This window comes from Maricurvus nonylphenolicus, from assembly GCF_042854845.1.
Classification (GTDB): Bacteria; Pseudomonadota; Gammaproteobacteria; order Pseudomonadales; family Cellvibrionaceae; genus Maricurvus; species Maricurvus nonylphenolicus.
The window spans coordinates 2,785,343-2,808,201 of sequence record NZ_AP031498.1; the positions used below are offsets into that span (position 1 = coordinate 2,785,343).

Below are 22,859 nucleotides of genomic sequence, written 5' to 3' on the forward strand. Positions count from 1 at the left end.
TCACAAGAATTCAAAACCTCGCCTGACTTACCAGCAAAATGACCATTAAACAGTCAAAATATACCTCTCATAAGTGGTACATATAGGCTTAATTGATGATTTCTACTACCGTAATTGTTTCCGCTCGCCTATTATTGGCGCCTTGGAATTCGACCCAACACGGATGCGCCCGGTCTCGAGGCAGCATTGATAGGAATTAGGATTTATATCTATGAGTGATCCGCAGCACCATCGCCTGATTATTCTGGGCTCAGGCCCTGCAGGCTACACAGCCGCCATTTACGCCGCGCGCGCTAACCTCAACCCTGTTGTTATTACTGGCATGCAGCAAGGTGGCCAGCTGACCACCACCACTGAAGTTGAAAACTGGCCAGGCGGTATTCCCGAGCTTCAAGGCCCGGACCTGATGGTGCAAATGCAACAACACGCCGAGCGTTTTGATACCGAGATTATTTTTGACCACATCGGTGAAACTGACCTCAGCCAGCGTCCCTTCGTGCTAAAAGGCTCAAACACCTATACCTGTGACGCTCTGATCATCGCTACCGGTGCCTCAGCGCAGTACCTTGGCCTGCCTTCTGAAGAAGCCTTTATGGGTAAGGGTGTTAGCGCCTGCGCTACCTGTGACGGTTTCTTCTACCGCGGTCAGAAAGTCGCCGTAGTTGGTGGTGGTAACACCGCGGTAGAGGAAGCGCTGTACCTGTCCAACATCGCCAGCGAAGTCACTCTGATTCATCGTCGTGACAAGTTGCGCTCAGAAAAAATCCTGCAAGACAAGATTCTTGAGAAGGCCGAAAACGGCAATATCAATATCATTTGGAATCACACCCTGGATGAAGTACTGGGTGATGACTCCGGTGTTACAGGGCTGCGTCTTAAAGCAACCCAGGATGATTCCACTCAGGAAATTGATGTTGCCGGTGTCTTTATTGCCATTGGACACAAGCCAAATACCGATATCTTTGAAGGTCAGCTGGACATGAAAGATGGCTACATCACCATCAACAGTGGTTTAAATGGCAATGCCACCGAAACCTCTGTAGCCGGTGTTTTTGCCGCAGGTGACGTTGCCGACAATGTATACCGCCAAGCTGTTACTTCCGCTGGTGCCGGCTGTATGGCTGCACTGGACGCCGAGAAGTACCTGGACGAGTAATTTACGTCCACAGACCTTAATGGTTATTATCAGGGGGCCTTAGGCCCCCTTTTTCGTGTCCCGCTTTTTATTGAATGGATTATGCTAAACCTGACCTGGCTCGAAGACGACGACATAAGCTTTCCTCCCTTAGAGCTGGCTCTAGAAGAACCCAATGGACTGCTCGCTGCAGGTGGTGATTTAAGCCCTGAGCGGCTTATTTACGCCTATTCCCAAGGTATTTTTCCCTGGTATGAGGAAGGACAGCCACCACTGTGGTGGTCGCCCTCTCCTCGCCTGATACTTCTACCTGAAGAGCTGCACATCCCTCGAAGCCTGGCTAAAACCCTGCGCAAAGGCATATTTCGCTTTAGCGCTGACACGGCATTTGAAGAGGTTATCCGAGCCTGTGCAGAGCCAAGAGACGACGGTATGGGCACCTGGATAACTGAAGACATGATCGAGGCCTACTGCCAACTGCACCAACTGGGATTTGCCCACAGCGTCGAGACCTGGCTGGACGGAGAGCTGGTCGGTGGTTTCTATGGCATTCAGCTGGGTCAAGCCTTCTTCGGCGAATCCATGTTCGCCCGTTATAGCGATGCCTCAAAAGCCGCCTTTGTAATAGGCGTTGAACACCTTGAGAGCCAGGGCTGTCGCCTTATTGACTGCCAGATAACCACCGAGCACCTGGTTAGATTTGGCGCCAAGGAAATCGATCGCGGCCAATTTCGTGAATTACTGATAGACTGTATAAAGGAGCTATCCGCTACACGGACATGGCACATACAGGATTGCTGAGGTTTTCTGGCAGTGAGTGATCTTTCCAATATTCGTCTCTTTGCGACCCATCCGCATACATGCAGCTACCTGCCAGATGAACAGGCAACGACAATCTTTGTCGACCCCAATACCGAGGTTGATGCCAACCTCTATAGCCGCTTATCGGAGATGGGGTTTCGCCGCAGCGGCGGCCATCTATACCGACCCCAGTGTGAGAGTTGCCAGGCCTGCATTCCTGCCCGCATACCGGTCAATTTGTTTAAAGCCAATCGGCGCCAAAAACGCTGCTGGAATCGTAATCAGGACCTTATCATCACCGAAGCCTCACATATCGGCACTGATGAACACTACGCGCTCTACGACCTCTATATACGTCAGCGTCACGCCGATGGCGATATGTACCCCCCGTCTCGTGAACAGTTTGACGCCTTTTTAACGGATGAATGGGGAGTCACCCGCTTTCTGGAGTTCCGCCTGGGCGACCGTCTAATTGCCGTAGCCGTCACAGACTGCATGGATAATGGTTATTCTGCGGTTTACACCTACTTTGACCCCGATGAATATCGACGTAGCCTGGGTGTTTACGCCATTCTTTATCAAATTGAAAAGGCCAAACAGGCAGGATTAAATGCGCTCTATTTAGGCTACTGGATCAAAAACTGCCAGAAAATGTCCTATAAAACCGACTACCGCCCACTGGAAATTCTGGTGCAAAACCGCTGGATCAGGGTTAACTGATCAATTATTCACCCTAGGGCCTTGGCTCGCCTGAGGTTTTCAGGCACAATTCACGCCTTTCTAAATCCGGGCATTGCTATTTGCACGGTGTTTATTCGCATTATTTAGCTTGTTGAGGACCTTGCCCGAATGGCAAAAGAAGATCACATTGAAATGGAAGGCGAAGTTATTGACTCTCTTCCAAACACGACTTTCCGCGTAAAATTGGAAAATGGCCACGTTGTAACCGCTCATATTTCCGGCAAGATGCGCAAGAACTACATCCGTATTCTGACGGGTGACAAGGTCAAGGTTGAACTGACCCCATACGATCTGAGCAAAGGTCGCATTACCTACCGCGCACGCTAATCGCGTCAAGCTCGATAAGGTAATTAAGCTGGAAGAAAATACTCCAGCAAAAAAAGAGGCAGCCTAGGCTGCCTCTATTGCTATATCCAGTTCGTCGTTGTCGACCGTTACGGTCACTACCCCGCCATTACTCGATAAATCCCCAAACAGAACCTGCTCAGCCAACGGTTTCTTAAGCTTTTCTTGGATCAGACGTGCCATTGGGCGTGCGCCCATTTTTTCGTCATAACCATTAACTGCCAGCCACTCACGCGCTTCATCTTCAACATTCAGCGTAACCTGCTTGTCATCCAGCTGCGCTTGCAGTTCCACCAAGAATTTATCAACCACAGTTTTAATCACATCGAGCGACAAATTACCAAACTGAATAATCGCATCGAGACGGTTGCGGAATTCAGGGGTAAACATTTTCTTGATGGCTTCCATACCGTCAGTTGAGTGATCTTGCTTGGTAAAGCCAATGGAACGGCGGCTCATGTCCTGAGCACCGGCATTGGTGGTCATAATCAGAATGGCATTGCGGAAGTCCGCCTTACGACCATTGTTGTCTGTCAAGGTGCCGTGATCCATAACCTGCAGCAGCAAGTTATAAACTTCGTCGTGAGCCTTTTCGATCTCATCAAGTAAAATCACACTGTGCGGATGTTTTGTTACCGCATCAGTCAGTAAACCGCCCTGATCGAAACCCACATAACCGGGAGGTGCACCAATTAAACGCGATACGGTATGACGCTCCATATACTCGGACATATCGAAGCGAATCAACTCAACGCCCATCGACTTGGCAAGCTGACGACAAAGCTCCGTTTTACCGACACCGGTTGGCCCTGCAAACAGGAATGAGCCGATAGGTTTGTCGGCAACCGCCAAACCAGCACGAGACAATTTGATAGATGTCGACAAGGCTTCGATGGCTTCTTCCTGACCGAAGACAGTCATATTCAGATTTTCATCGAGACTACGCAACTGCTCGCGATCGGAAGACGAAACACTCTTCGGTGGAATGCGCGCAATCTTGGCAACGATATTTTCAATATCACCAACACCAATAACTTTTTTACGCTTATTGACTGGCTGTAATTGTTGATAGGCACCGGCCTCATCAATGACATCAATGGCTTTATCCGGCATAAAGCGCTCAGTGATATAGCGATCAGACAATTGTGCAGCCGCTCGTAATGCCGTATCGGTGTAACGCAACTTGTGATGATCTTCGAAACGACTCTTCAGGCCTTTCAAAATCAAATAGGTGTCTTCAACATTTGGCTCGTTGACATCAATTTTCTGGAAGCGACGAGACAGAGCGCGATCCTTTTCAAAGATTCCGCGATATTCCTGAAAGGTGGTTGAACCCACACAGCGTAGCTCACCCGAAGTCAGCAGTGGTTTGAGCAGGTTCGAGGCATCCATAACACCGCCGGATGCAGCACCGGCACCAATAATGGTGTGAATCTCATCGATAAACAGAATTGCACCAGGCTGTTTTTTCAATTCAGCCAACAGCCCTTTGAAACGCTTTTCGAAATCACCGCGATACTTGGTGCCGGCCAATAAAGAGCCAAGGTCGAGGGAGTAGACGACACTGCTATTAAGCACCTCGGGAACTTCGCCATCGACAATTCGCTTGGCCAGACCTTCGGCAATGGCTGTTTTACCAACACCGGACTCACCCACCAATAATGGATTATTTTTACGTCGACGAGTGAGTACTTGGCTGACCCGCTCAACTTCCAGTTTACGCCCAACCAAAGGATCAATGCGCCCCAGCATAGCCTCTTCGTTAAGATTGGTCGCATAAGCCTCAAGAGGGCTCTGACTGGGAGACTCGCCGCCTATACCACCTTCATCATCGTGAGTTTCATGGCCGGGTTCTTCAGCATGACCATGTTCGGTTGGACCGGCAACTTTGGATATGCCATGAGTGATAAAATTAACAACGTCGATACGAGCGATACTTTGCTGTTTAAGGTAGTAAACCGCCTGACTTTCCTGCTCACTGAAAATAGCCACCAGTACATTAGCGCCAGTAACTTCTTTCTTACCCGAGGACTGAACGTGGAATACCGCTCTCTGTAGGACTCGCTGAAACCCTAAGGTTGGTTGAGTCTCCCTGTCCGTATCTGACTCAGGTATGAGCGGAGTCGTAGAGTCGACGAACTCAATAAGGTCCTTACGGAGAATGTTGAGATCGGCGCCACATGCCCTCAGCACATTTGCCGCTGATTCGTTATCTATTAATGCCAAGAGCAAGTGCTCAACCGTCATAAATTCATGACGCTTGGAACGTGCCCCTTTGAAGGCGAGATTCAAGGTAACTTCTAAGTCTTTGCTTAGCATTCTTCGGTAACCTCTAAAGCAATTGCGCCTTTATTCTGAATCATCATCATTTTCAACAACTTCTATTTCACATAATAGCGGATGCTGGCTTTCGCGCGCGTACTGATTGACCTGCGCGGCCTTGGTTTCTGCAATATCACGAGTATAGATACCGCAGACCGCCTTTCCTTCTGTATGCACTTTGAGCATCACTCTGGTGGCTTGTTCCCTATCCATATAAAAGAAGTGTTCTAGGATCTCGACTACGAAGTCCATCGGTGTATAGTCATCATTCAACATAACGACTTTGTACATGGGGGGACGCTTAAGTGCGGGTTTTTCCTCCTCTACCGCGAGCCCACCGTCGTAGTCAGGATCTTCGTCAATCCCGTCTTTACTTAATCTTAGTTTAAGATTTCTGATATTACCCATAGCTTTAGCGACTAATTAAAATCCTTAAATATGCTCTATTGCCACCATTCTACCGTAAAGCTTCTAAATAACCCCATCAAATAGCGCCTATTGACACAATTTATTAGGTCATATATAAGTGAGAGGCCTTTTATGGAGTATTGGCGACTATTACGTGGTCTTTTTGTCTTTTTATTAGCCAAGACATGTAAAACCACAAAAAACAGTGCGCTGTATTCATAGCCTGTCACAATCGTTAAACGGCTTGGTTATCAGCAATTGTCATTAAAATGCTGCAGCCTTACAACTGTGACCTATTAATATGGTCTATAGTTTGTGTGACACGCCAAACGGACAGCGCGCGAAATAAGTAGAACAATATAACAACAATAAAAACGATAATAACGCTCAGATCTAGTTGTACGAGAAGCGCTTGCACTACAGGTAATAAGGAAGGACCAAGTCATGCCTACAGGTACAGTTAAGTGGTTTAACAATGCAAAGGGTTACGGGTTTATTCTGCCAGATGAAGGCGGAGAAGATTTATTTGCCCACTACTCGTCCATCGTTATGGAAGGATACAAAACGCTAAAAGCCGGGCAAATGGTCACCTTTGAGATTATCAAAGGCGACAAAGGTCTTCATGCAACCAATATTGCATCTGCAAGTGCCAGCACTCCCGCAGCGAGTGCAGATAGTAGCGGCACAACAGATCAGGAAAATCTGGAAGCGACCACCTAAACGGCACAAGCTTCCAATCGATAAATCTTTCGCCTGTCAGTTAAATCTGACCAAACTTCTAGCGCTTAAGATTTCTAGGCGCCATTATCGATGGCGCCCTCTCCCACGCGCTCTTCCATATAGCTACATGTGATTGATAATTTCCTCGCCAAACGCCGAACAACTCATCAGCGTTGCACCATCCATCAAGCGCTCAAAGTCATAGGTTACTGTTTTGGCACCAATTGCACCTTCCACCCCTTTGACTATCAACTCGGCGGCCTCATTCCAACCTAAATGCCGCAACATCATTTCGGCAGATAAAATCAACGATCCTGGGTTAACCTTATCCTGACCAGTGTACTTAGGAGCAGTACCGTGAGTTGCCTCAAACAATGCCACGGTATCCGATAGATTCGCTCCCGGCGCAATGCCAATACCACCGACTTGCGCCGCCAGCGCATCAGATAAGTAGTCACCGTTGAGATTCAGAGTGGCAATGACACTGTACTCATCTGGGCGTAGAAGCACTTGCTGCAACATGGCATCGGCAATGACATCCTTGACGACAATTTCTTTACCGGTATTGGGGTTATTTAACTTACACCATGGGCCCCCATCGATTAATTCAGCACCAAACTCTTCTCGTGCCAGCTCATAGCCCCAATCACAAAAAGCCCCTTCGGTGAATTTCATGATATTGCCTTTATGGACAAGAGTCAGTGAGGGTAAATCCTGATCGATGGTGTACTGTAACGCCTTGCGTACCAAGCGTTTTGTACCCTCCTCAGAAACCGGCTTGATACCAATGCCGCAATGATTCTCGAAGCGAATTTTGGTAACACCCATCTCTTCAGTCAAAAAACGGATGACTTTTTGAGCATCATCGCTGTCAGCTTTGTATTCAATACCTGCGTAGATATCTTCTGAGTTTTCGCGAAAAATAACCATATTGGTTTTTTGCGGTTCTTTTACTGGGGAAGGTACACCCGTAAACCAACGCACGGGGCGTTGGCAAACATACAAATCCATTTCCTGACGCAGAGCAACATTAAGAGAACGAAATCCGCCACCTACGGGGGTCGTTAATGGCCCCTTAATGCCAACCACGTAAGCTTTGATAGCATCGAGGGTTTCTGCGGGAAACCAGTCTCCCTCATAGCGTTCAGCCGCCTTTTCGCCACAATACACCTCCATCCAGGCAATGGATTTTGCGCCTCCATAGGCCTTGTTCACCGCCGCATCAGTGACTTTACGCATCACCGGGGTGATATCGATGCCAATGCCGTCACCCTCGACAAAACTGATAATAGGCCGATCAGGTACATTAAGTGACTTATCTTCATTTATGCTTATAGGTGTTCCATCTGCAGGAACCTGGATGTGCTGATATCCCATTGAGGTTTCTCCCTGTATTAATCGGTATAATCTTTTCAGTGTAGAACCAATAGATGACAGCCGCGCAACAATGCGTTTACCTATTTCTCTTGTGAGCCTTTAATCCCTCGATGGCCAAGTTATACCTTTTCAATAAACCCTTTCAGGTACTTTCACAATTTACCGATAGCGAGGGCCGCGATACGCTCGCCAAGTATTTGCCCATAAAAGACGCCTACCCTGCTGGCCGCCTCGATTACGACAGCGAAGGGCTGTTACTACTTACCGACGAGGGCCAGCTGCAGCATCAGATTAGCCACCCAAAACACAAACTCCCCAAAACTTATTGGGTGCAGGTCGAGGGGATACCTTCGCGGGAAGCGATTAAATCTTTATGTCAGGGGGTCACGCTTAATGATGGCCCGACACTACCCGCAAAAGCCAAACTCATCGATGAGCCCGATTCGCTTTGGCCACGTACCCCACCTATTCGGCAACGTGATAGCATTCCAACCCAATGGCTACAAATTACCATTAGCGAGGGGCGTAATCGGCAGGTAAGACGAATGACCGCTGCCGTGGGTCACCCCACCCTGCGCTTGATTCGTGCATCTATTGGCAATTGGCAACTGGCTGATTTGCAACCAGGAGACTTCCGACAGGAAACGATTCATCTAGCAGCACCAACAAAACAAAAACCGCGCGGAACACATAACAAAAGAAGTAGCCAACCCCGCCACAAACGCCAAAAATCAAGGACATAAGATGCCAGAGCTACCGCACGCCACAGTTGCCACGATAGTTGAACAGGATGGCAAATTCCTACTGGTCCACGAGTACAGCAAAGGTCGACTGGTCTACAACCAGCCGGCAGGCCATATCGAAACAGGTGAATCCATCGTCGCTGCAGCTATCAGAGAAACCCAGGAAGAAACGGGCTGGAAAGTAGAGCCTTCGGCATTTGTCGGCGTCAGTGTCTACCATGCCCCTAACGGCATAAGTTATATCCGTAACACCCTGGCAGCCAAAGCCTTAAGCCATAACCAGGACCAACCACTCGACCAGGGTATCGAAGCCGCTGTATGGCTGACATACGAAGAAATTCGCGATCGTGTCAATGAACTGCGAAGCCCTATTGTCCTTAAGGTTATTGAAGACTACAGAGCTGGCAAAACCTATCCGTTGGATCTCATTTACGAGCACAGGTAGAATGTGCGCCTAATTTGCACCATAGTCAGTGACAGAGTCCTAAAGTAGCGGTATTCATGAGTAACGAGTCATCCAGCCCAACACCTGTTTCAAGCCAAAAAGTCATTGTCGGCATGTCCGGCGGTGTCGACTCCTCGGTATCAGCCCTTCTGCTACAACAGCAAGGCTACCAGGTAGAAGGCCTGTTTATGAAAAACTGGGATGAGGACGACGGCACTGAATACTGCACCGCCAAGGCTGACTTGGCTGATGCTGAAGCCGTCTGCCAAAAACTGGGCATTAAACTGCACACAGCTAACTTTGCCGCCGAATATTGGGACAATGTCTTTGAGCACTTCCTGGAAGAGTACAAGGCTGGCAGAACCCCCAACCCGGACATCCTCTGTAACCGAGAAATCAAGTTCAAGGTGTTTCTGGAATACGCCCAGATGCTCGGAGCTGAGCTGATCGCCACCGGCCATTACGTACGCCGTGCTGATCGCGATGGCCACACTCACTTGCTTAAAGGCCTGGATGGCAATAAAGACCAAAGCTATTTCCTTCATGCCGTGGGTGAAGATGAATTTGCCAAAACCCTGTTTCCTGTTGGTGAGCTGGAAAAACCTGAAGTCCGCCGCCTGGCAGAAGAGTTCGACCTGATCACCCACAACAAAAAAGACAGTACCGGTATCTGCTTTATCGGCGAGCGCCGTTTTAAAGACTTTCTCGAGCAGTATTTGCCAGCCCAACCCGGCGAGATACAAACCCCGGATGGCACAGTCATTGGCAAACACTCAGGCCTTATGTATCACACCATAGGTCAGCGCCAGGGGCTGGGTATTGGCGGCGTTAAAGGTGCCAGCGAAGCCCCATGGTTTGTGGTTGAAAAGGATCTGGATCGCAATGTACTGGTTGCGGCTCAAGGCACGGATCATCCACTGTTGTTCAGTGATTCCCTGTTGGCTTCTGCCCCCCACTGGATCAACGGCGCGCCAGCAGAAAAAACCTTTCGCTGCACCGCTAAAACTCGCTATCGCCAAGCCGATCAGGTCTGCACGGTTAACATTACTGAATCCGGACTCAATGTTGAGTTTGATGAACCCCAGCGCGCGGTGACCCCTGGCCAGTCCGTAGTGTTCTACCAGGATGATATCTGTATGGGCGGCGCTGTCATTGAAGCCGCCATATCCAAACGTACTGCACAATCCTCTGATGCTGCCTCAAATGCAGTGTAAGTGACTTTTCCTATAAGCATTAATTCGAGCCATTCGAGACGAGTATTTTGAGCAAAGATTTCCGAGATATTGCAGCCGCTATGGGCGGTATATTCCAAGCTGCCGCCCTGGTCGAACAACTGGCGAAAACTGGCTACATCCCCTCGCAGCCCTTTGAAGCGTGTATTAATACACTATTTGTTCAAAACCCGGATTCGACCCTAGCCGTGTATGGCAATGATCTGAACAATATTGAGCACGGCCTAAAAGTCATGGCCGACCTGTTACATCACCACCAAAATCGCGAATACCCGGATACTCTGCGCTATGTTCTTGGTATCCTGCATATCCAAAAGAAACTCAGCAACAATAAGGATATGCAAGCTCTGATCGGCCAACGTTTGCAACAAGCCAATCATCAGGCCGAGCATTTTGGCGTTACCCATGACAATGTGATTTCCAACCTGGCCAGCATCTATACGGATACCCTCAGTAGCTTCCGCTTCCGCATCCAGGTAGTTGGCGACTTCACCTACCTGCAGCAAGAGCGCATTGCTGCCCAGGTGCGTGCCCTGCTGTTTTCCGGCGTTCGCAGTGCCACCCTGTGGCGCCAGGTGGGCGGCACACGCCTGCAAATGATCCTTAGCCGCAAAAAGCTGGCTCTGACAGCCGACAATCTACTAAGAAGCTAGCTGAATTTAGCCTGTTTTTCAGGTATGATGCGCGCCGTTTCAAGGGCTATAGCCGTATTGCTAAGCCCTGTCTTTTACCCAACCCAATGACCGGTTTACATTATGGATCTTTCCGCACTTACCGCAGTGTCCCCAATTGATGGCCGTTATGGCAGCAAAACTGCCGATTATCGTGGCATTTTCAGTGAATTTGGCCTGATTCGCGCCCGTGTTGAAGTTGAAATTCGCTGGCTGCAGCGCCTGGCAGAGCACGCAGGCATTGCCGAAGTAGCCCCATTCAGCGAGGCCACCAACGCCCAGCTTGACGCTATTGTCGACAACTTTAACGTTGACCACGCTGCCCGCATCAAGGAAATCGAATCCACCACCAACCACGACGTAAAAGCGGTTGAGTACTTTATTAAAGAGCAGTTCGGTAGCAACGAAGAGCTGGAAGTGGTTAAAGAGTTTGTACACTTTGCCTGTACCTCTGAAGACATCAACAACCTTTCCCATGCCCTGATGCTGAAAGCTGGCCGCGAAACCCTGATCGCGCAAATGCAGCAAATTGTTGATGGCATTGCCGATCTGGCGCAAAACTTTGCCGCTGACCCTATGCTGTCTCGCACCCACGGCCAAACAGCCTCTCCAACTACCGTTGGTAAAGAGCTGGCCAACGTTGTAGCTCGTCTGCGCCGTCAGGTTAAGCAAGCGAAACAAGTTGAGCTGCTGGGTAAAATCAATGGTGCCGTAGGTAACTATAACGCCCACCTGTCCGCCTACCCGCAGGTTGACTGGCAGGAAAACGCCCAAGTTTTCGTTGAGAGCCTGGGTCTGACCTGGAACCCATATACCACCCAGATTGAGCCACACGACTATATCGCCGAGCTGTTTGACGCCATTGCGCGCTTCAACACCATCCTGATCGATTTTGATCGCGATATCTGGGGCTATATCTCCCTGGGTTACTTCAAGCAGAAAACCATTGCCGGCGAAGTGGGCTCATCCACCATGCCGCACAAGGTTAACCCAATCGACTTCGAAAACTCTGAAGGTAACCTGGGTATAGCCAACGCTGTATTTAGCCACCTGGCCACTAAGCTGCCCGTTTCACGCTGGCAGCGCGACCTGACTGACTCCACTGTGCTGCGCAACATGGGTGTGGGTTTTGGTTACAGCGCCATCGCTTACGCCTCTACCCTGAAGGGCATGAGCAAGCTTGAAATCAACCGCGAGCGTCTGGCACAAGACCTGGATAACAGCTGGGAAGTTCTGGCTGAGCCGATTCAGACCATTATGCGTCGCTACAATATCGAAGAGCCGTACGAGAAGCTAAAAGCCTTGACCCGTGGCCAAGCCATCACTCAGGAAGTGATTCAGAACTTCGTTGAGACTCTCGATGTTCCCGAAGAGGCCAAACAAGCCATGCGCGATCTGACGCCTGCCAACTATATTGGTAACGCTGTCGATCAGGCCAAGGCAATATAACGCCCCTCGACTCCTCAAACGGCCTGCTATGCAGGCCGTTTTTGTTTCTGCATATGGCGAATACAGATGACTAAACCACTGGCCTTTCTCGGCGACATCCCCGTTCAAACCTTCCTCAATGAATATTGGCAGAAGAAACCGCTGCTTATTCGCAATGCTTTTCCAGAACTGGAATCGCCGATATCAGCTGATGAACTGGCGGGGCTGGCCCTGGAAGAAGAGGTTGAGTCACGCATCATCGTTGAGCAAGGCCAAACTGGTGCCTGGGAACTGCAATGTGGGCCTTTTGCGGAAGATCACTTCTCGAAAATGCCGAAATCGCACTGGACGCTGCTAGTCCAGGCGGTTGATCACTGGGTACCTGAAGTCGAAGCTATGCTCGACTATTTCAGGTTTATACCCAGCTGGCGCCTCGATGACATTATGTTTAGCTACGCCCCTGATGGTGGCAGTGTCGGCCCCCACTTCGATCAGTACGACGTCTTTTTGTTACAAACCGAAGGTCAGCGTCACTGGCGCTTGGGGCAAATCTGTGATGCCGGATCTACGTGTCTGGACGACACACCCCTGCATATTCTGCAACAGTTTGAGCCTCAACCACAGGCTGACTGGGTCTTAAACCCAGGCGATATGCTTTATATCCCCCCACAACTCGCTCACTGGGGAATCGCCCAAGATGACAACTGCATCACCATGTCTGTCGGCTTTAGAGCGCCTAGCCATGGCGAAATTCTTACCGAATTCAGCCAGGAAATTGCCTCACAACTTACTGAGGATCAACGCTATACCGACACCAGCTTAAGCGAGGAATCTCACCCTGGCGAAATCCCCCAAGCAGCAATAGAAAACCTGAAAGCCATTATTGAAAATCAGCTGGATAACCCACAGGAACTTGGTAACTGGTTTGGACGTTTAATGACAAGCCCTAAATATGAGGAAGACGCCTCCCCAGACAACTTTGATGAAGACGATTACGCCGATATCATCGAAGCGCTTCAAGCGGGGCAAGTTCTCGAGCGTCGCGCCAGTGCCAGGCTCGCCTTCTCAATCAAAGATAAAACCAGGGATACGGCTACCCTTTTCTTCGATGGGCAGAGCCAGCCATGCACAATTGACTTCGCCAAGCAGCTATGTGATAAAAGGGTTCTGGCCTTTGAAGATTTGGCCCCGGCACAGCAAAGCAATATAAACGCTAAATTGCTTTCTGAGCTCTTGGCATTTGAAGTGTTTTATCTCGCCGACTAAGCGCCTATCCTCTGTACCTTTCACAAACAGCTCCCAACCCTCAAGATTTGAACAAGCAATAATGATAATTAAAATTATTGACTGGGAAATTGAATCGTCTGCGGCAACCAATTTACGTAGAGAAGTGTTTATTGTTGAGCAGAAGGTTCCAGAATCTGATGAGTTGGACAACCAGGATCAACACGCCACCCATTTTATTGGAATTGATCCGACAACCAATACCGTCACAGCTTGTGCTCGTCTACTAAACAGCGGCCAGATTGGTCGCGTTGCCGTAAAAAAGGAATTTAGACATCGGGGCTATGGACAACAACTCATGGATTACATCATCGAGTACGCCACCCAAAACAATTACCCTACACTGTTTTTACATGCCCAAGTGCAGACCCAGGCATTTTATCGTAAGCTGGGATTTAGCCCTGTTGGCGATACATTTATGGATGCCGGTATTTTGCATCAGTCCATGCAAATCGCTGAAGACACTGCAGGAGAGAATTAGCCATGAGCAACAAAAGCGGCAGAATATCGCTCGACTCCCCTGAGGCATTCCGCCAACGGCTGGGCCAACTGCTCGCTGACTGTCGATACAGCCTAAACATACTCAGTAATGACCTGGACAGCACGCTGTGGGGACTGGAGAATTTAAGCGCTGAACTCTCCAGGCTTAATCGAGAGGCCAGAAACCGCTGCCAGATTCATATTCTTGTCAAAGACCCGCACCTGTTAATCAATACGCCACACCGTTTAGCTCAGATTCATAAACGCCTGCCTACAATAGTCCAGATCAGGCAACTGCAGCTCGAGCCACAAAATGAGCAGATCAACTATATTATTGCCGATCGTCAGGTGCTTCTGTTTCAACATCAACACGGTGTTTATCAGGGGTTCTTTGACCCAGAGGCCCGCGCAGAGGCACAAGGCTTGCTTGATGAATATACCGAACTTTGGCAGCGTCACAGTTCCGACATTGCTGAATTGCGGCAGCTATCACTGTAGAGCGATAAAGATATATGAATAACACAAGGCTTTTTAACCTTCTCCGATTACACCAAGCTATCAGCTTTTTGTTGGCTGCCTTTTTATCGATCGCCTGTTATGCCGCCGAGTTGCAACTTGAAATTATTCCGCTAAAACATCGCCCTGCGGAGACCCTAATAGACCAAATCAGGCCTCATATGGCCCGCAACAGTACCATCAGTGCCAGCGGCAATTCTTTAATTATCCGTTCCACAGCGGAAAACATTGCCCAGCTGCATGTCCTTATAGATGAACTGGACACCCCTTTGGCCCAACTAATGATTAGCGTTAGGCAAGGTGACCGGGTCGGCACAAGCACCAAGGGCTATAACAGCAACACCGTCATCACCTCCGGCAACAGCTCAATCAAGATTGGCAATGACGGCAGCAGAACCATCACATCGAAATCCAATGGCGGCATTACAACCCGCATCGAAAACAGCAGTGTCACCATTCGTCGCTCGACAGGCACAAACAACAGTGGCGGAATATCACAGGTCAGAGCTACAGAAGGTTATCCAGCCTATATCCATACAGGCCAGCAGGTGCCCTACACAACCAGCAAAGGTTATGGTTACGATCGCTACCGTGATCAGGAATATAAAGACGTTATTAAGGGCGTGTACGTCACGCCACGCATTGTAGGCGACGACAGCGTCAACCTTGAAATTAAGGTCTCTAACGACAAGGTAAAAGAGCAACATAAGCGCAACCCTAATATCCAAACTCAGGGCTACCAAGGCGTGGTGTCAGGACAGCTGGGGCAATGGATTCCTCTGGGCAGCATCAATATTACCGAAGAAAAGCACGATGAAGGGCTTGGTCGCAGCTATCGTACATCGCGAAGCCAGGATTTGAACATCTACCTGAAAGTAGATCGCGTCAATTAACCACTAACCCGTAGACTCAATCCAGCCCAGCATCTCTTCGAGCCTGTCCACGCAAAGTGCAGGCTCGAATTTACGTAAACGGCTGACATCATGAGCACCGTAGGTCACCGCCACACGGGTCATATTCGCCCTGACCGCCATTTCCATATCATATTCTGTATCCCCCACCATGATCGCCTTGGTTACCGGCGCCCGGCACTCACTTAACAGCTCGAACAACATTTTGGGGTGGGGTTTTGAGGCCGTTTCATCAGCACACCGTGACGCATCAAACAAGCCACTGACTTCTGATTTTCCAAACACACGATTTAACCCGCGACGACTTTTGCCCGTGGCAACGGCTAGGGTGTGTCCTTGGGATTTAAGGGTTTCAAGGGTATCAGCGACTGAAGGGAATAAAGGTGAAGGTTGATCATCACTGGCAATAAAATGCTTGGCATACTCATCACACATGGCATCAATGCCTGCGGAGTCGATCTCTGGGTAAAGCGTGCTGATAACCTCAGGCAACCCCAAGCCGATAATATTTTGGATTTCACTGTCAGGTAGTGCCGGTAACCCCATCTCATCGGCAGCGCGATGCATGCAGCGAATAATCTTGTCCGCAGAATCGCTTATGGTACCGTCCCAATCAAAGATAATAAGCATATGCAACCCTTGAGCTCTGGAGAGATTTACGCAGACTCAAGCCTATCGATAGCATTTGCCAAGCCTGCATCAAGCGGCGCCTCCACCACTAACATCTGATCCTGGTCAGGAAGCCTTACTTCCAGTTTAGCGGCATGTAGACATAAACGCCCTATTCCCTTCGTTTTCATCTGTCGGGCAAAATCGTCATCGCCATATTTGTCATCTCCGACGAGACTACAACCAACGGACTGAGCATGTACGCGAATCTGATGGGTACGCCCGGTGATAGGCCTGGCCTCCACCAGCGTGCAGTCCCTGAACCGTCGCAACACTTTAAACAGAGTCAGCGAAGGCTTGCCACTTAAATCTACCCTGACAATACGCCCGCCACCGGGTGATTCGCTCTTACGTAAAGGCGCATCAACCTTCTGACGACGATTTGGCCAACTCCCCTGTACCAGGGCGTGATAGGTTTTATTGATATCGCGCTTGTTCCCCCGACGCAGCAGATCCTGCAAATAGCGCAACATACTGCGCTTACGGGCTACCATTACGCAGCCAGAGGTATCACGATCAAGGCGGTGAACCAGCTCCAAATAACGGTCTTGAGGGCGAATCTGTCGCAAGGCCTCAATCAGCCCCAGATTTACCCCACTACCTCCATGAACGGCTAAACCAGAAGGCTTGTTGATAATTAACAGGCTTTTATCCTCATAGAGGATGGCATTTTCGAGCGTATGGGTAAGGCTTTGACTAGGCTTGGCGGCCACAGGCGCCTCGGCCTGCCGAATGGGCGGCACTCTGATCTGATCACCGGCTTTTAATTTATATTCCGGCTTCACCCGCCCCTTATTGACCCTCACCTCCCCCTTGCGAAGAATGCGGTAAACACGGGATTTAGGCACACCTTTCAGGAAGGTAACCAGAAAATTATCAACCCGCTGACCTGCCTGGTCGGCGTCAATATCGACAAATCGGACTTTCTGGTGCTCTGAAGAGGTAGATTGAGAGGGGGATTGAGGCTTATTCATTGGCGCATGATACCAGCTCAAATAACCAAATACCCCTTATAATTGAAGAAGATAGAGAATATTGCTATAGTCCTTTGTTGTTGCCTCAGGCAGGTTCCCGGACACTGTATAACGATAGGCGTGTTGCTAGGGAATACCGCTGACCAACAAAGATTGAGGTGCAATCCAACAGGCTCGTAGAAAGAGCAGGATTAGCAAAGACCTCCATCTGCACAAAATACACGCGGCATATAAACGATCAGCTGCCGTTGGCCACAACGCCAACCCACCTGATTGATATGCCAAATGACAACCGCACACAACAAAAGATGGCGGATTGTCTTGTAGGAACTTGCAAGAAAGAGATACTCACTTAGCGGACCTCGATACGGGCCAGGGAAACGAGCGCCAATAGCCTAGCTAACACAAAGAGTGTAAGCCCCCTCTCCCACTAGATTCGCTAATAGACGCCCTATTCGCGTCAACTGTAACGTGCCAAAAGCACACCACAATTTGAGTTAGAGGATAACAAGTAGCGCGATAGCACCTAAAATCGGCCAACGCCTGATCTCGAGCGGATTCAATTACTCCCTCACAGGCCCATAATTGGTCTTAATTCAGCTACAAATTGCTGATTTGGTGCTCTTATCGTTAGCCTTATTATCCAAACTGCCGCTCTATCGAGCCCTTCCGTACAGCGGAACTCGGGTAGCGTTAGAGTTTGAGGCTGATCTCTGCATTTCCCATAGACATTCCCTCCCGTCTTCTTTGTGTGTCAAACCTATTATTTAAGGTAACGCATGAAAAGAATGCTCATTAATGCAACTCAACCTGAAGAGTTGCGTGTAGCACTTGTTGACGGTCAATGGCTTTACGATCTCGACATTGAAAATCGCACCCGCGAACAAAAGAAAGCCAACATCTACAAAGGTAAAATTACTCGTGTAGAACCCAGCCTGGAAGCCGCATTTGTTGACTACGGTGCTGAGCGTCATGGCTTCCTGCCACTGAAAGAAATTTCCCGCGAATACTTCACCAAACAGCCTAAAGATATCGAAGGCAAAATCCGTATTAAGGATGTTGTCAAAGAAGGCATGGAAGTTATCGTACAAGTAGATAAGGAAGAGCGTGGCAACAAAGGTGCCGCCCTGACCACCTTTATCAGCCTGGCTGGTCGCTACCTGGTACTGATGCCAAACAACCCTCGTGCTGGCGGCATTTCCCGTCGCATCGACGGTGAAGATCGCGCCGAACTGCGCGATGCGTTAAGCAAGATCGAAGTACCTTCCGGCATGGGTATTATCGTTCGTACCGCTGGTGTAGGTCGTAGCGCTGAAGAACTGCAGTGGGATTTAAACTACCTGCTACAACTGTGGGATTCCATCAAAACAGAATCCGACAAAACCAGTGCACCACACTTCCTGTTCCAGGAAAGTAACGTCATTATTCGCGCTATTCGTGACTACCTGCGCCCGGACATTGGCGAAGTCATTATCGATAATCGTGAAGCCTATGATCTGGCCTGCGCCTTTATCAATCAGGTAATGCCAAACTACCACAGCAAGGTAAAACTCTACGAAGACGACACCCCGCTGTTTAATCGCTACCAGATCGAAAGCCAGATTGAGACTGCTTTCGAACGCGAAGTAAAACTGCCTTCCGGCGGCTCTATCGTGATTGATGTTACTGAGGCCATGATCGCCATCGACATCAACTCCTCTCGCGCCACTAAAGGTGGCGGCATCGAAGAAACCGCCCTGCAAACCAACCTTGAAGCCGCCGATGAAATTGCTCGCCAATTGCGCCTGCGTGACATGGGTGGCCTGGTGGTTATCGACTTCATTGATATGCAGCCAGTGCGTAACCAGCGCGAAGTAGAAAGTCGTATGCGTGACGCGCTGGGTATGGACCGTGCACGCGTTCAGGTCGGCCGTATTTCTCGCTTCGGTCTACTGGAAATGTCGCGCCAACGTCTGCGCCCATCTCTGGGTGAAACCACCTCCAAGGTATGTCCACGCTGCAGCGGTCAAGGCACCATTCGTGGCACCAAATCTCTGGCACTGTCTATTCTTCGCCTTGTTGAAGAAGAAGCGCAAAAAGAGCGTAGCGCAGAGATTCGCGCAATTGCTCCTGTGCCTGTTGCCACTTACCTTCTCAACGAAAAACGTAAAACCATTTCAAGCATTGAAACGCGTAACAATACCCGCGTTGTCATCGTGCCGCATGCCGAAATGGTAACACCACACTTCGAAGTTCAGCGTCTGCGTGATGACGACAGCGCCACCCTGGAAACCAGCTATAAGATCACCCAGGGCGCTGAAGAGCTACCGACTGAAGAAACAAAAGCTAAAGCCGAGCCTGTACCACCACTGGCACAACCTGCTGTTCAGCAGATTGCACCTTCTCAACCGGCTCCAGCACCCAAACCTGAAGAGAAGAAAAAAGAGCCTGGCCTGCTAAGCCGTATCTTTACCGCCCTCTTCGGCGACAAGGAAGAAGAAAAAGAGGAAGAGAAGAAGACTCAACGTCGCGGCAACCGAGGTGGCAATCGCAACCGCAATCAAGGTAATCGCAACCGTAACCGCAATCGCAACCGTCGTGGTGGTGAGGGGCGCGGAGGCGAAGGTCGTCGCGATCGCGATGAGCAACGCGATAACCGTGACAGCAACCGTGACTCTGCACGCAACGACAATCGTAAAAACCGTGGCGATCAGCCTCGCAAAGATCGTCGTGACGAGCAACGTGATGAACAGCGTAACGAGCAACAGCGCGATAATCGCAATCGCCGCCGCAATGAGCGTCGCCAGGACCAGACTGACAAATCTGAATCCAATAAGCCTCGCCAACAACAGCAGGACAATGCCGACAGCAATGAGCAACGTCCAGCCAAGCGTCCGAGCAACAAGCGAGCACGCCCTCAACAGCGTCGACGCAATCGTCGCGAGGAAACAACGGGTACCGCTGAAGTTGAAAACCTGAATACTCAGGTATCCGACGCTATCGACGCCCAGGAAAAAGCTGCCCAGGATCAAACCGCTCAGGCAACCAAGCCTGCGAAGCAACAAAAACCAAAGGCCGAGAAACCTGCTCCAACCCCTGAAGAGAAGCCGCAAGCAGCCCAGCAAGATAAAGTGGCTACTAATGCAGAACCTCAGAAAGCGGAAGCCAAGCCAACTGAAAAACCAGTAGCCCAAGCTAAGCCTGCCCCTAAGGCCCAGGAGCAAAAAGCTGAACGACCAAAACCAGTTGAAGCAGAAGCCAAAGTTGAAGCAGCGCCACAAGCCGCTTCCACAGAAGCATCTACAGCAGAGACGGCACCAGCACAACCAGCTGCCGTAGAACAACCGCCAGAAACAACTGAAGCACCAGCAGTCGAAGCTCCAAAAGCAGAAGCTCCTGCCCCTGCCGAGGAAGTCGCACCAGTTGTTGCTGAGCCTGCACCAGAAGCACCTGCAACTGTAACTGCAGAGGTTGTAGAAACCACAACCTCAGAACCTGCCGTTACAGAAACTGCTCCTGAAGTTGAGGCCCAGCCAGCTAAACCAGCTGCACGTGCCAGTAATGACCCACGAGTAAACCCGAAACCGGTTACTCAAACCGTCATTACCACTGAGCAGGCTGCAGCTAGCGATGCTCAACCTCTGGATACCTCATTGCCCGCCGCCATTGAACGCGCACCACGCGCACTTCAGCGAGCAGCCAATGACCCGAGACTTAAGCGACAGACGGCACCTGCCGAAGCTTAATAGCTCATAAAATACCCGGCCTGGCCGGGTATTTTTTTGCCTGTCATCCAGCCTCCACGGCGGAGCGTAAAATTATCAATTTTTCCTGAAAAAATAATAGCTTACGGGCTTGTCCCCAGATAAAAGCCATGTATAATCACGGCCTATCCGGTGGGGTGGCTGAGTGGTCGAAAGCGGCGGTCTTGAAAACCGTTGAGTGTAACAGCTCCCAGGGTTCGAATCCCTGCCCCACCGCCATTAAAACCCGCATCATACGGGGCTTTCAGAGAGGTAGGCGTCAAAACGGGACGCGATTGGGACCACTCTGGGACTGGAGAAGATTGAATGAAGCTGCCACATGGCGGCTTTTTTTGTTTTTAAACCAGGTAAATACAGGGAAAGTGATATGTCAGATCAAAATCGTGAAGATTCTGTCGTTGAACAAGTTGCTGACAATGTATCGTCGGCTGTGCTGTGGGTCTTTTCAGGGCCGTGGATCCTGATTGGCTTGATCATGTTCGTGACGGGTGAAGCAATGACCACCAAAGCTGGTGGCCTTCTATTTGCTGGTGCAGGCGCTGCGCTGGCTCCCCCTTTCATCAAGTGGCTCTATGCCGAATACGCCGCCAGAGGTGAGCAGCCCGTATCTCAGGGCTGGCTAAGGCTGGGTTATGTCTTACTGATTGTCCTGGGCTTCACCGTTAGTACCTGGAGCTGAAAACCCCAAATGCCGGTCTGCGATTGATGCGAAACTGACCGGCTGATCCTCGTTAATAAACGTTCCGTAGTGCTTCCGAATCATTGCCTCTGTTGAATGCCCCACTTGCGCAATAATCCAGTTTATCGGCATGCCGATGGTCAGCATCTGACTAATGAAGGTATGTCGGCATTGGCTTGGCCCTCGGTAGCGAACTTCTGCCGCCTCAAGATGTTTGGCCCACCAGTATTCTCTGTAGATCTTGATGTGAACGTAGGGCTCATCGGTGTAGGTGTTAAGCCATACCGGCCGGAAAGTGACCTTATGGATGGTCCTGTTGTCCCGACCGATCATTTCAACCGTTACTGCTGGACGCTCACCTGTGATCTTATGCTGACGCTTAAGAGCTTCCAAAGCCGGTGCCAGCAGTTCAACCGTTCGCCTGGACCTGACATTCTTGGTTGCCTTGTACTGACCATCAACAACACCCATTTCAAAGCGCACGGTCCCGGCATCGAGATCAATTGCATCCCAACCCATGGCCATGAGCTCAGCTGCCCGGGGGCCGGTCCAAAGCCAGAATTCGGCCATGTTCATTTCGCTATCCCTGTCGCTTGGCGTCGAGAGGATGCGGTCAATCTCCCCGCGGCTAAAAACATCCGGGTCTTCAGCATCTGGCAAAGCCACCTTAATGGCCTTAGTTGGGTTGTAATGACTGCGCTTGCGGGTGCCGAACAGGTCAAACACCTGGGACATGATCTGCATTATCTCTTTAATCGATTTGCTCGAGAGTTTATGCAGGTCGTCACTGATCCAGTCTTCAATATGGATGGTATCTATTTTCTCGATCAGTCTTTTACCCCACTTAGGGGTTATGTAGTTGCGGCACCAGCGTTCATAACCTTTGATCGTCTTCTCTGTAACCTGGCGCTCTTTGATCTTCAGCCAGATTTGCAGGTAATGACCGAACGTAAATTCGGCCAACCGCTTAGAGTTTGGGAAGTGATGAGAATAGTCAAAGCTACCGGCCTGTATCTCATGGCGGATAGTCGCCACCTTGCTCGCGGCATACGCCTTGTTTTCTGGCGTGTTATCAAGCCCCAGCGGCTCACGACACTTTTCATTCTCATAATTGAAGTAAATGCGCAGCTTGTTGCCACGCACCTCTACACCATTTGCCATAAAGTCCCCCGACATTGGCAGAATTGCTTACCCGTAGTTTAACTACGTGTATCTAAATCTACATCTTTCCTACC

The 22,859-nt window shown here is 49.9% G+C and carries 22 protein-coding genes and 1 tRNA gene; 17 read left to right on the forward strand and 6 right to left on the reverse strand.

Going from position 1 to position 22,859, the window contains the following annotated elements; translation table 11 throughout:
* The first annotated feature begins 211 nt into the window (after positions 1 to 211).
* The 4 genes from trxB (at position 212) to infA (ending at position 3,004) form a co-directional block, all read left to right on the forward strand.
* The gene (gene trxB / locus ACGHZ6_RS12005; RefSeq protein WP_390619103.1) at positions 212 to 1,156 is read left to right on the forward strand and encodes a thioredoxin-disulfide reductase; all 945 of its coding nucleotides are present in this window, start codon (positions 212 to 214) and stop codon (positions 1,154 to 1,156) included.
* Positions 1,157 to 1,237: 81 nt separating this feature from the next.
* Positions 1,238 to 1,936 (forward strand): leucyl/phenylalanyl-tRNA--protein transferase, encoded by a 699-nt coding sequence (gene aat / locus ACGHZ6_RS12010; protein ID WP_390619104.1) that lies wholly within the window; start codon positions 1,238 to 1,240, stop codon positions 1,934 to 1,936.
* 12 nt (positions 1,937 to 1,948) lie between these two features.
* The gene (locus ACGHZ6_RS12015) at positions 1,949 to 2,656 is read left to right on the forward strand and encodes an arginyltransferase (RefSeq protein WP_390619105.1); all 708 of its coding nucleotides are present in this window, start codon (positions 1,949 to 1,951) and stop codon (positions 2,654 to 2,656) included.
* A gap of 129 nt (positions 2,657 to 2,785) precedes the next feature.
* Entirely contained in the window at positions 2,786 to 3,004 is a 219-nt protein-coding gene (infA, locus tag ACGHZ6_RS12020; protein WP_390619106.1) for a translation initiation factor IF-1, read from the forward strand.
* A 63-nt stretch (positions 3,005 to 3,067) separates the two neighbouring features.
* Here infA and clpA read toward each other — a convergent pair whose 3' ends face one another.
* Both clpA and clpS read right to left on the reverse strand, forming a co-directional pair.
* Complete coding sequence (gene clpA, locus ACGHZ6_RS12025) at positions 3,068 to 5,341, reverse strand: ATP-dependent Clp protease ATP-binding subunit ClpA (RefSeq protein WP_390619107.1); 2,274 nt, start codon at positions 5,339 to 5,341, stop codon at positions 3,068 to 3,070.
* Positions 5,342 to 5,371: 30 nt separating this feature from the next.
* Positions 5,372 to 5,752 (reverse strand): ATP-dependent Clp protease adapter ClpS, encoded by a 381-nt coding sequence (clpS, locus tag ACGHZ6_RS12030; protein ID WP_390619108.1) that lies wholly within the window; start codon positions 5,750 to 5,752, stop codon positions 5,372 to 5,374.
* A gap of 444 nt (positions 5,753 to 6,196) precedes the next feature.
* On the opposite strand from clpS, the gene ACGHZ6_RS12035 reads away from it, so the two are divergent.
* Positions 6,197 to 6,472 carry a cold-shock protein gene (locus tag ACGHZ6_RS12035; RefSeq protein ID WP_390619109.1) on the forward strand — a complete coding sequence of 92 codons (276 nt, stop codon included), beginning with the start codon at positions 6,197 to 6,199 and terminating at the stop codon, positions 6,470 to 6,472.
* Positions 6,473 to 6,595: 123 nt separating this feature from the next.
* On the opposite strand, the gene icd is transcribed toward ACGHZ6_RS12035, so the two are convergent.
* Positions 6,596 to 7,849, reverse strand: coding sequence for an NADP-dependent isocitrate dehydrogenase (gene icd / locus ACGHZ6_RS12040; RefSeq protein WP_390619110.1), 1,254 nt, complete (start codon positions 7,847 to 7,849; stop codon positions 6,596 to 6,598).
* 110 nt (positions 7,850 to 7,959) lie between these two features.
* Here icd and ACGHZ6_RS12045 point away from each other — a divergent pair, with 110 nt between their 5' ends.
* The 9 genes from ACGHZ6_RS12045 to ACGHZ6_RS12085 all read left to right on the forward strand — a co-directional run bounded on the left by ACGHZ6_RS12045 (position 7,960) and on the right by ACGHZ6_RS12085 (position 15,541).
* On the forward strand, positions 7,960 to 8,592 hold the full coding sequence (locus tag ACGHZ6_RS12045; RefSeq protein ID WP_390619111.1) for a pseudouridine synthase: 633 nt from the start codon (positions 7,960 to 7,962) through the stop codon (positions 8,590 to 8,592).
* 1 nt (position 8,593) lies between these two features.
* Positions 8,594 to 9,037, forward strand: coding sequence for an NUDIX hydrolase (locus tag ACGHZ6_RS12050; RefSeq protein ID WP_390619112.1), 444 nt, complete (start codon positions 8,594 to 8,596; stop codon positions 9,035 to 9,037).
* Between the two features lie 56 nt (positions 9,038 to 9,093).
* Complete coding sequence (mnmA, locus tag ACGHZ6_RS12055; protein WP_390619113.1) at positions 9,094 to 10,251, forward strand: tRNA 2-thiouridine(34) synthase MnmA; 1,158 nt, start codon at positions 9,094 to 9,096, stop codon at positions 10,249 to 10,251.
* Between the two features lie 47 nt (positions 10,252 to 10,298).
* Entirely contained in the window at positions 10,299 to 10,922 is a 624-nt protein-coding gene (hflD, locus tag ACGHZ6_RS12060; RefSeq protein WP_390619114.1) for a high frequency lysogenization protein HflD, read from the forward strand.
* Positions 10,923 to 11,024: 102 nt separating this feature from the next.
* The gene (gene purB / locus ACGHZ6_RS12065; RefSeq protein WP_390619115.1) at positions 11,025 to 12,389 is read left to right on the forward strand and encodes an adenylosuccinate lyase; all 1,365 of its coding nucleotides are present in this window, start codon (positions 11,025 to 11,027) and stop codon (positions 12,387 to 12,389) included.
* A gap of 66 nt (positions 12,390 to 12,455) precedes the next feature.
* Entirely contained in the window at positions 12,456 to 13,634 is a 1,179-nt protein-coding gene (locus ACGHZ6_RS12070) for a JmjC domain-containing protein (RefSeq protein WP_390619116.1), read from the forward strand.
* A gap of 61 nt (positions 13,635 to 13,695) precedes the next feature.
* Positions 13,696 to 14,133: a GNAT family N-acetyltransferase gene (locus ACGHZ6_RS12075; RefSeq protein ID WP_390619117.1), complete on the forward strand. Its 438-nt coding sequence runs from the start codon at positions 13,696 to 13,698 to the stop codon at positions 14,131 to 14,133.
* Positions 14,134 to 14,135: 2 nt separating this feature from the next.
* Entirely contained in the window at positions 14,136 to 14,630 is a 495-nt protein-coding gene (locus ACGHZ6_RS12080) for a hypothetical protein (RefSeq protein ID WP_390619118.1), read from the forward strand.
* A gap of 14 nt (positions 14,631 to 14,644) precedes the next feature.
* Positions 14,645 to 15,541 carry a secretin N-terminal domain-containing protein gene (locus tag ACGHZ6_RS12085; RefSeq protein ID WP_390619119.1) on the forward strand — a complete coding sequence of 299 codons (897 nt, stop codon included), beginning with the start codon at positions 14,645 to 14,647 and terminating at the stop codon, positions 15,539 to 15,541.
* Positions 15,542 to 15,544: 3 nt separating this feature from the next.
* Here ACGHZ6_RS12085 and ACGHZ6_RS12090 read toward each other — a convergent pair whose 3' ends face one another.
* On the reverse strand, positions 15,545 to 16,189 hold the full coding sequence (locus ACGHZ6_RS12090) for an HAD-IA family hydrolase (RefSeq protein WP_390619120.1): 645 nt from the start codon (positions 16,187 to 16,189) through the stop codon (positions 15,545 to 15,547).
* 26 nt (positions 16,190 to 16,215) lie between these two features.
* Positions 16,216 to 17,202 carry a 23S rRNA pseudouridine(955/2504/2580) synthase RluC gene (rluC, locus tag ACGHZ6_RS12095; protein WP_390619121.1) on the reverse strand — a complete coding sequence of 329 codons (987 nt, stop codon included), beginning with the start codon at positions 17,200 to 17,202 and terminating at the stop codon, positions 16,216 to 16,218.
* A 779-nt stretch (positions 17,203 to 17,981) separates the two neighbouring features.
* Here rluC and rne point away from each other — a divergent pair.
* The 3 genes from rne (at position 17,982) to ACGHZ6_RS12110 (ending at position 21,624) form a co-directional block, all read left to right on the forward strand.
* A complete protein-coding gene (gene rne / locus ACGHZ6_RS12100; RefSeq protein WP_390619122.1) occupies positions 17,982 to 20,927 on the forward strand; it encodes a ribonuclease E in 2,946 nt (981 codons plus the stop codon).
* A gap of 149 nt (positions 20,928 to 21,076) precedes the next feature.
* Positions 21,077 to 21,164 (forward strand) — tRNA-Ser (locus tag ACGHZ6_RS12105).
* 148 nt (positions 21,165 to 21,312) lie between these two features.
* Positions 21,313 to 21,624 carry a hypothetical protein gene (locus ACGHZ6_RS12110; RefSeq protein WP_390619123.1) on the forward strand — a complete coding sequence of 104 codons (312 nt, stop codon included), beginning with the start codon at positions 21,313 to 21,315 and terminating at the stop codon, positions 21,622 to 21,624.
* Here the strand turns inward: ACGHZ6_RS12110 and ACGHZ6_RS12115 are convergent.
* The gene (locus tag ACGHZ6_RS12115) at positions 21,583 to 22,785 is read right to left on the reverse strand and encodes an Arm DNA-binding domain-containing protein (RefSeq protein WP_390619124.1); all 1,203 of its coding nucleotides are present in this window, start codon (positions 22,783 to 22,785) and stop codon (positions 21,583 to 21,585) included. The genes ACGHZ6_RS12110 and ACGHZ6_RS12115 overlap by 42 nt on opposite strands.
* Positions 22,786 to 22,859 lie beyond the last annotated feature (74 nt).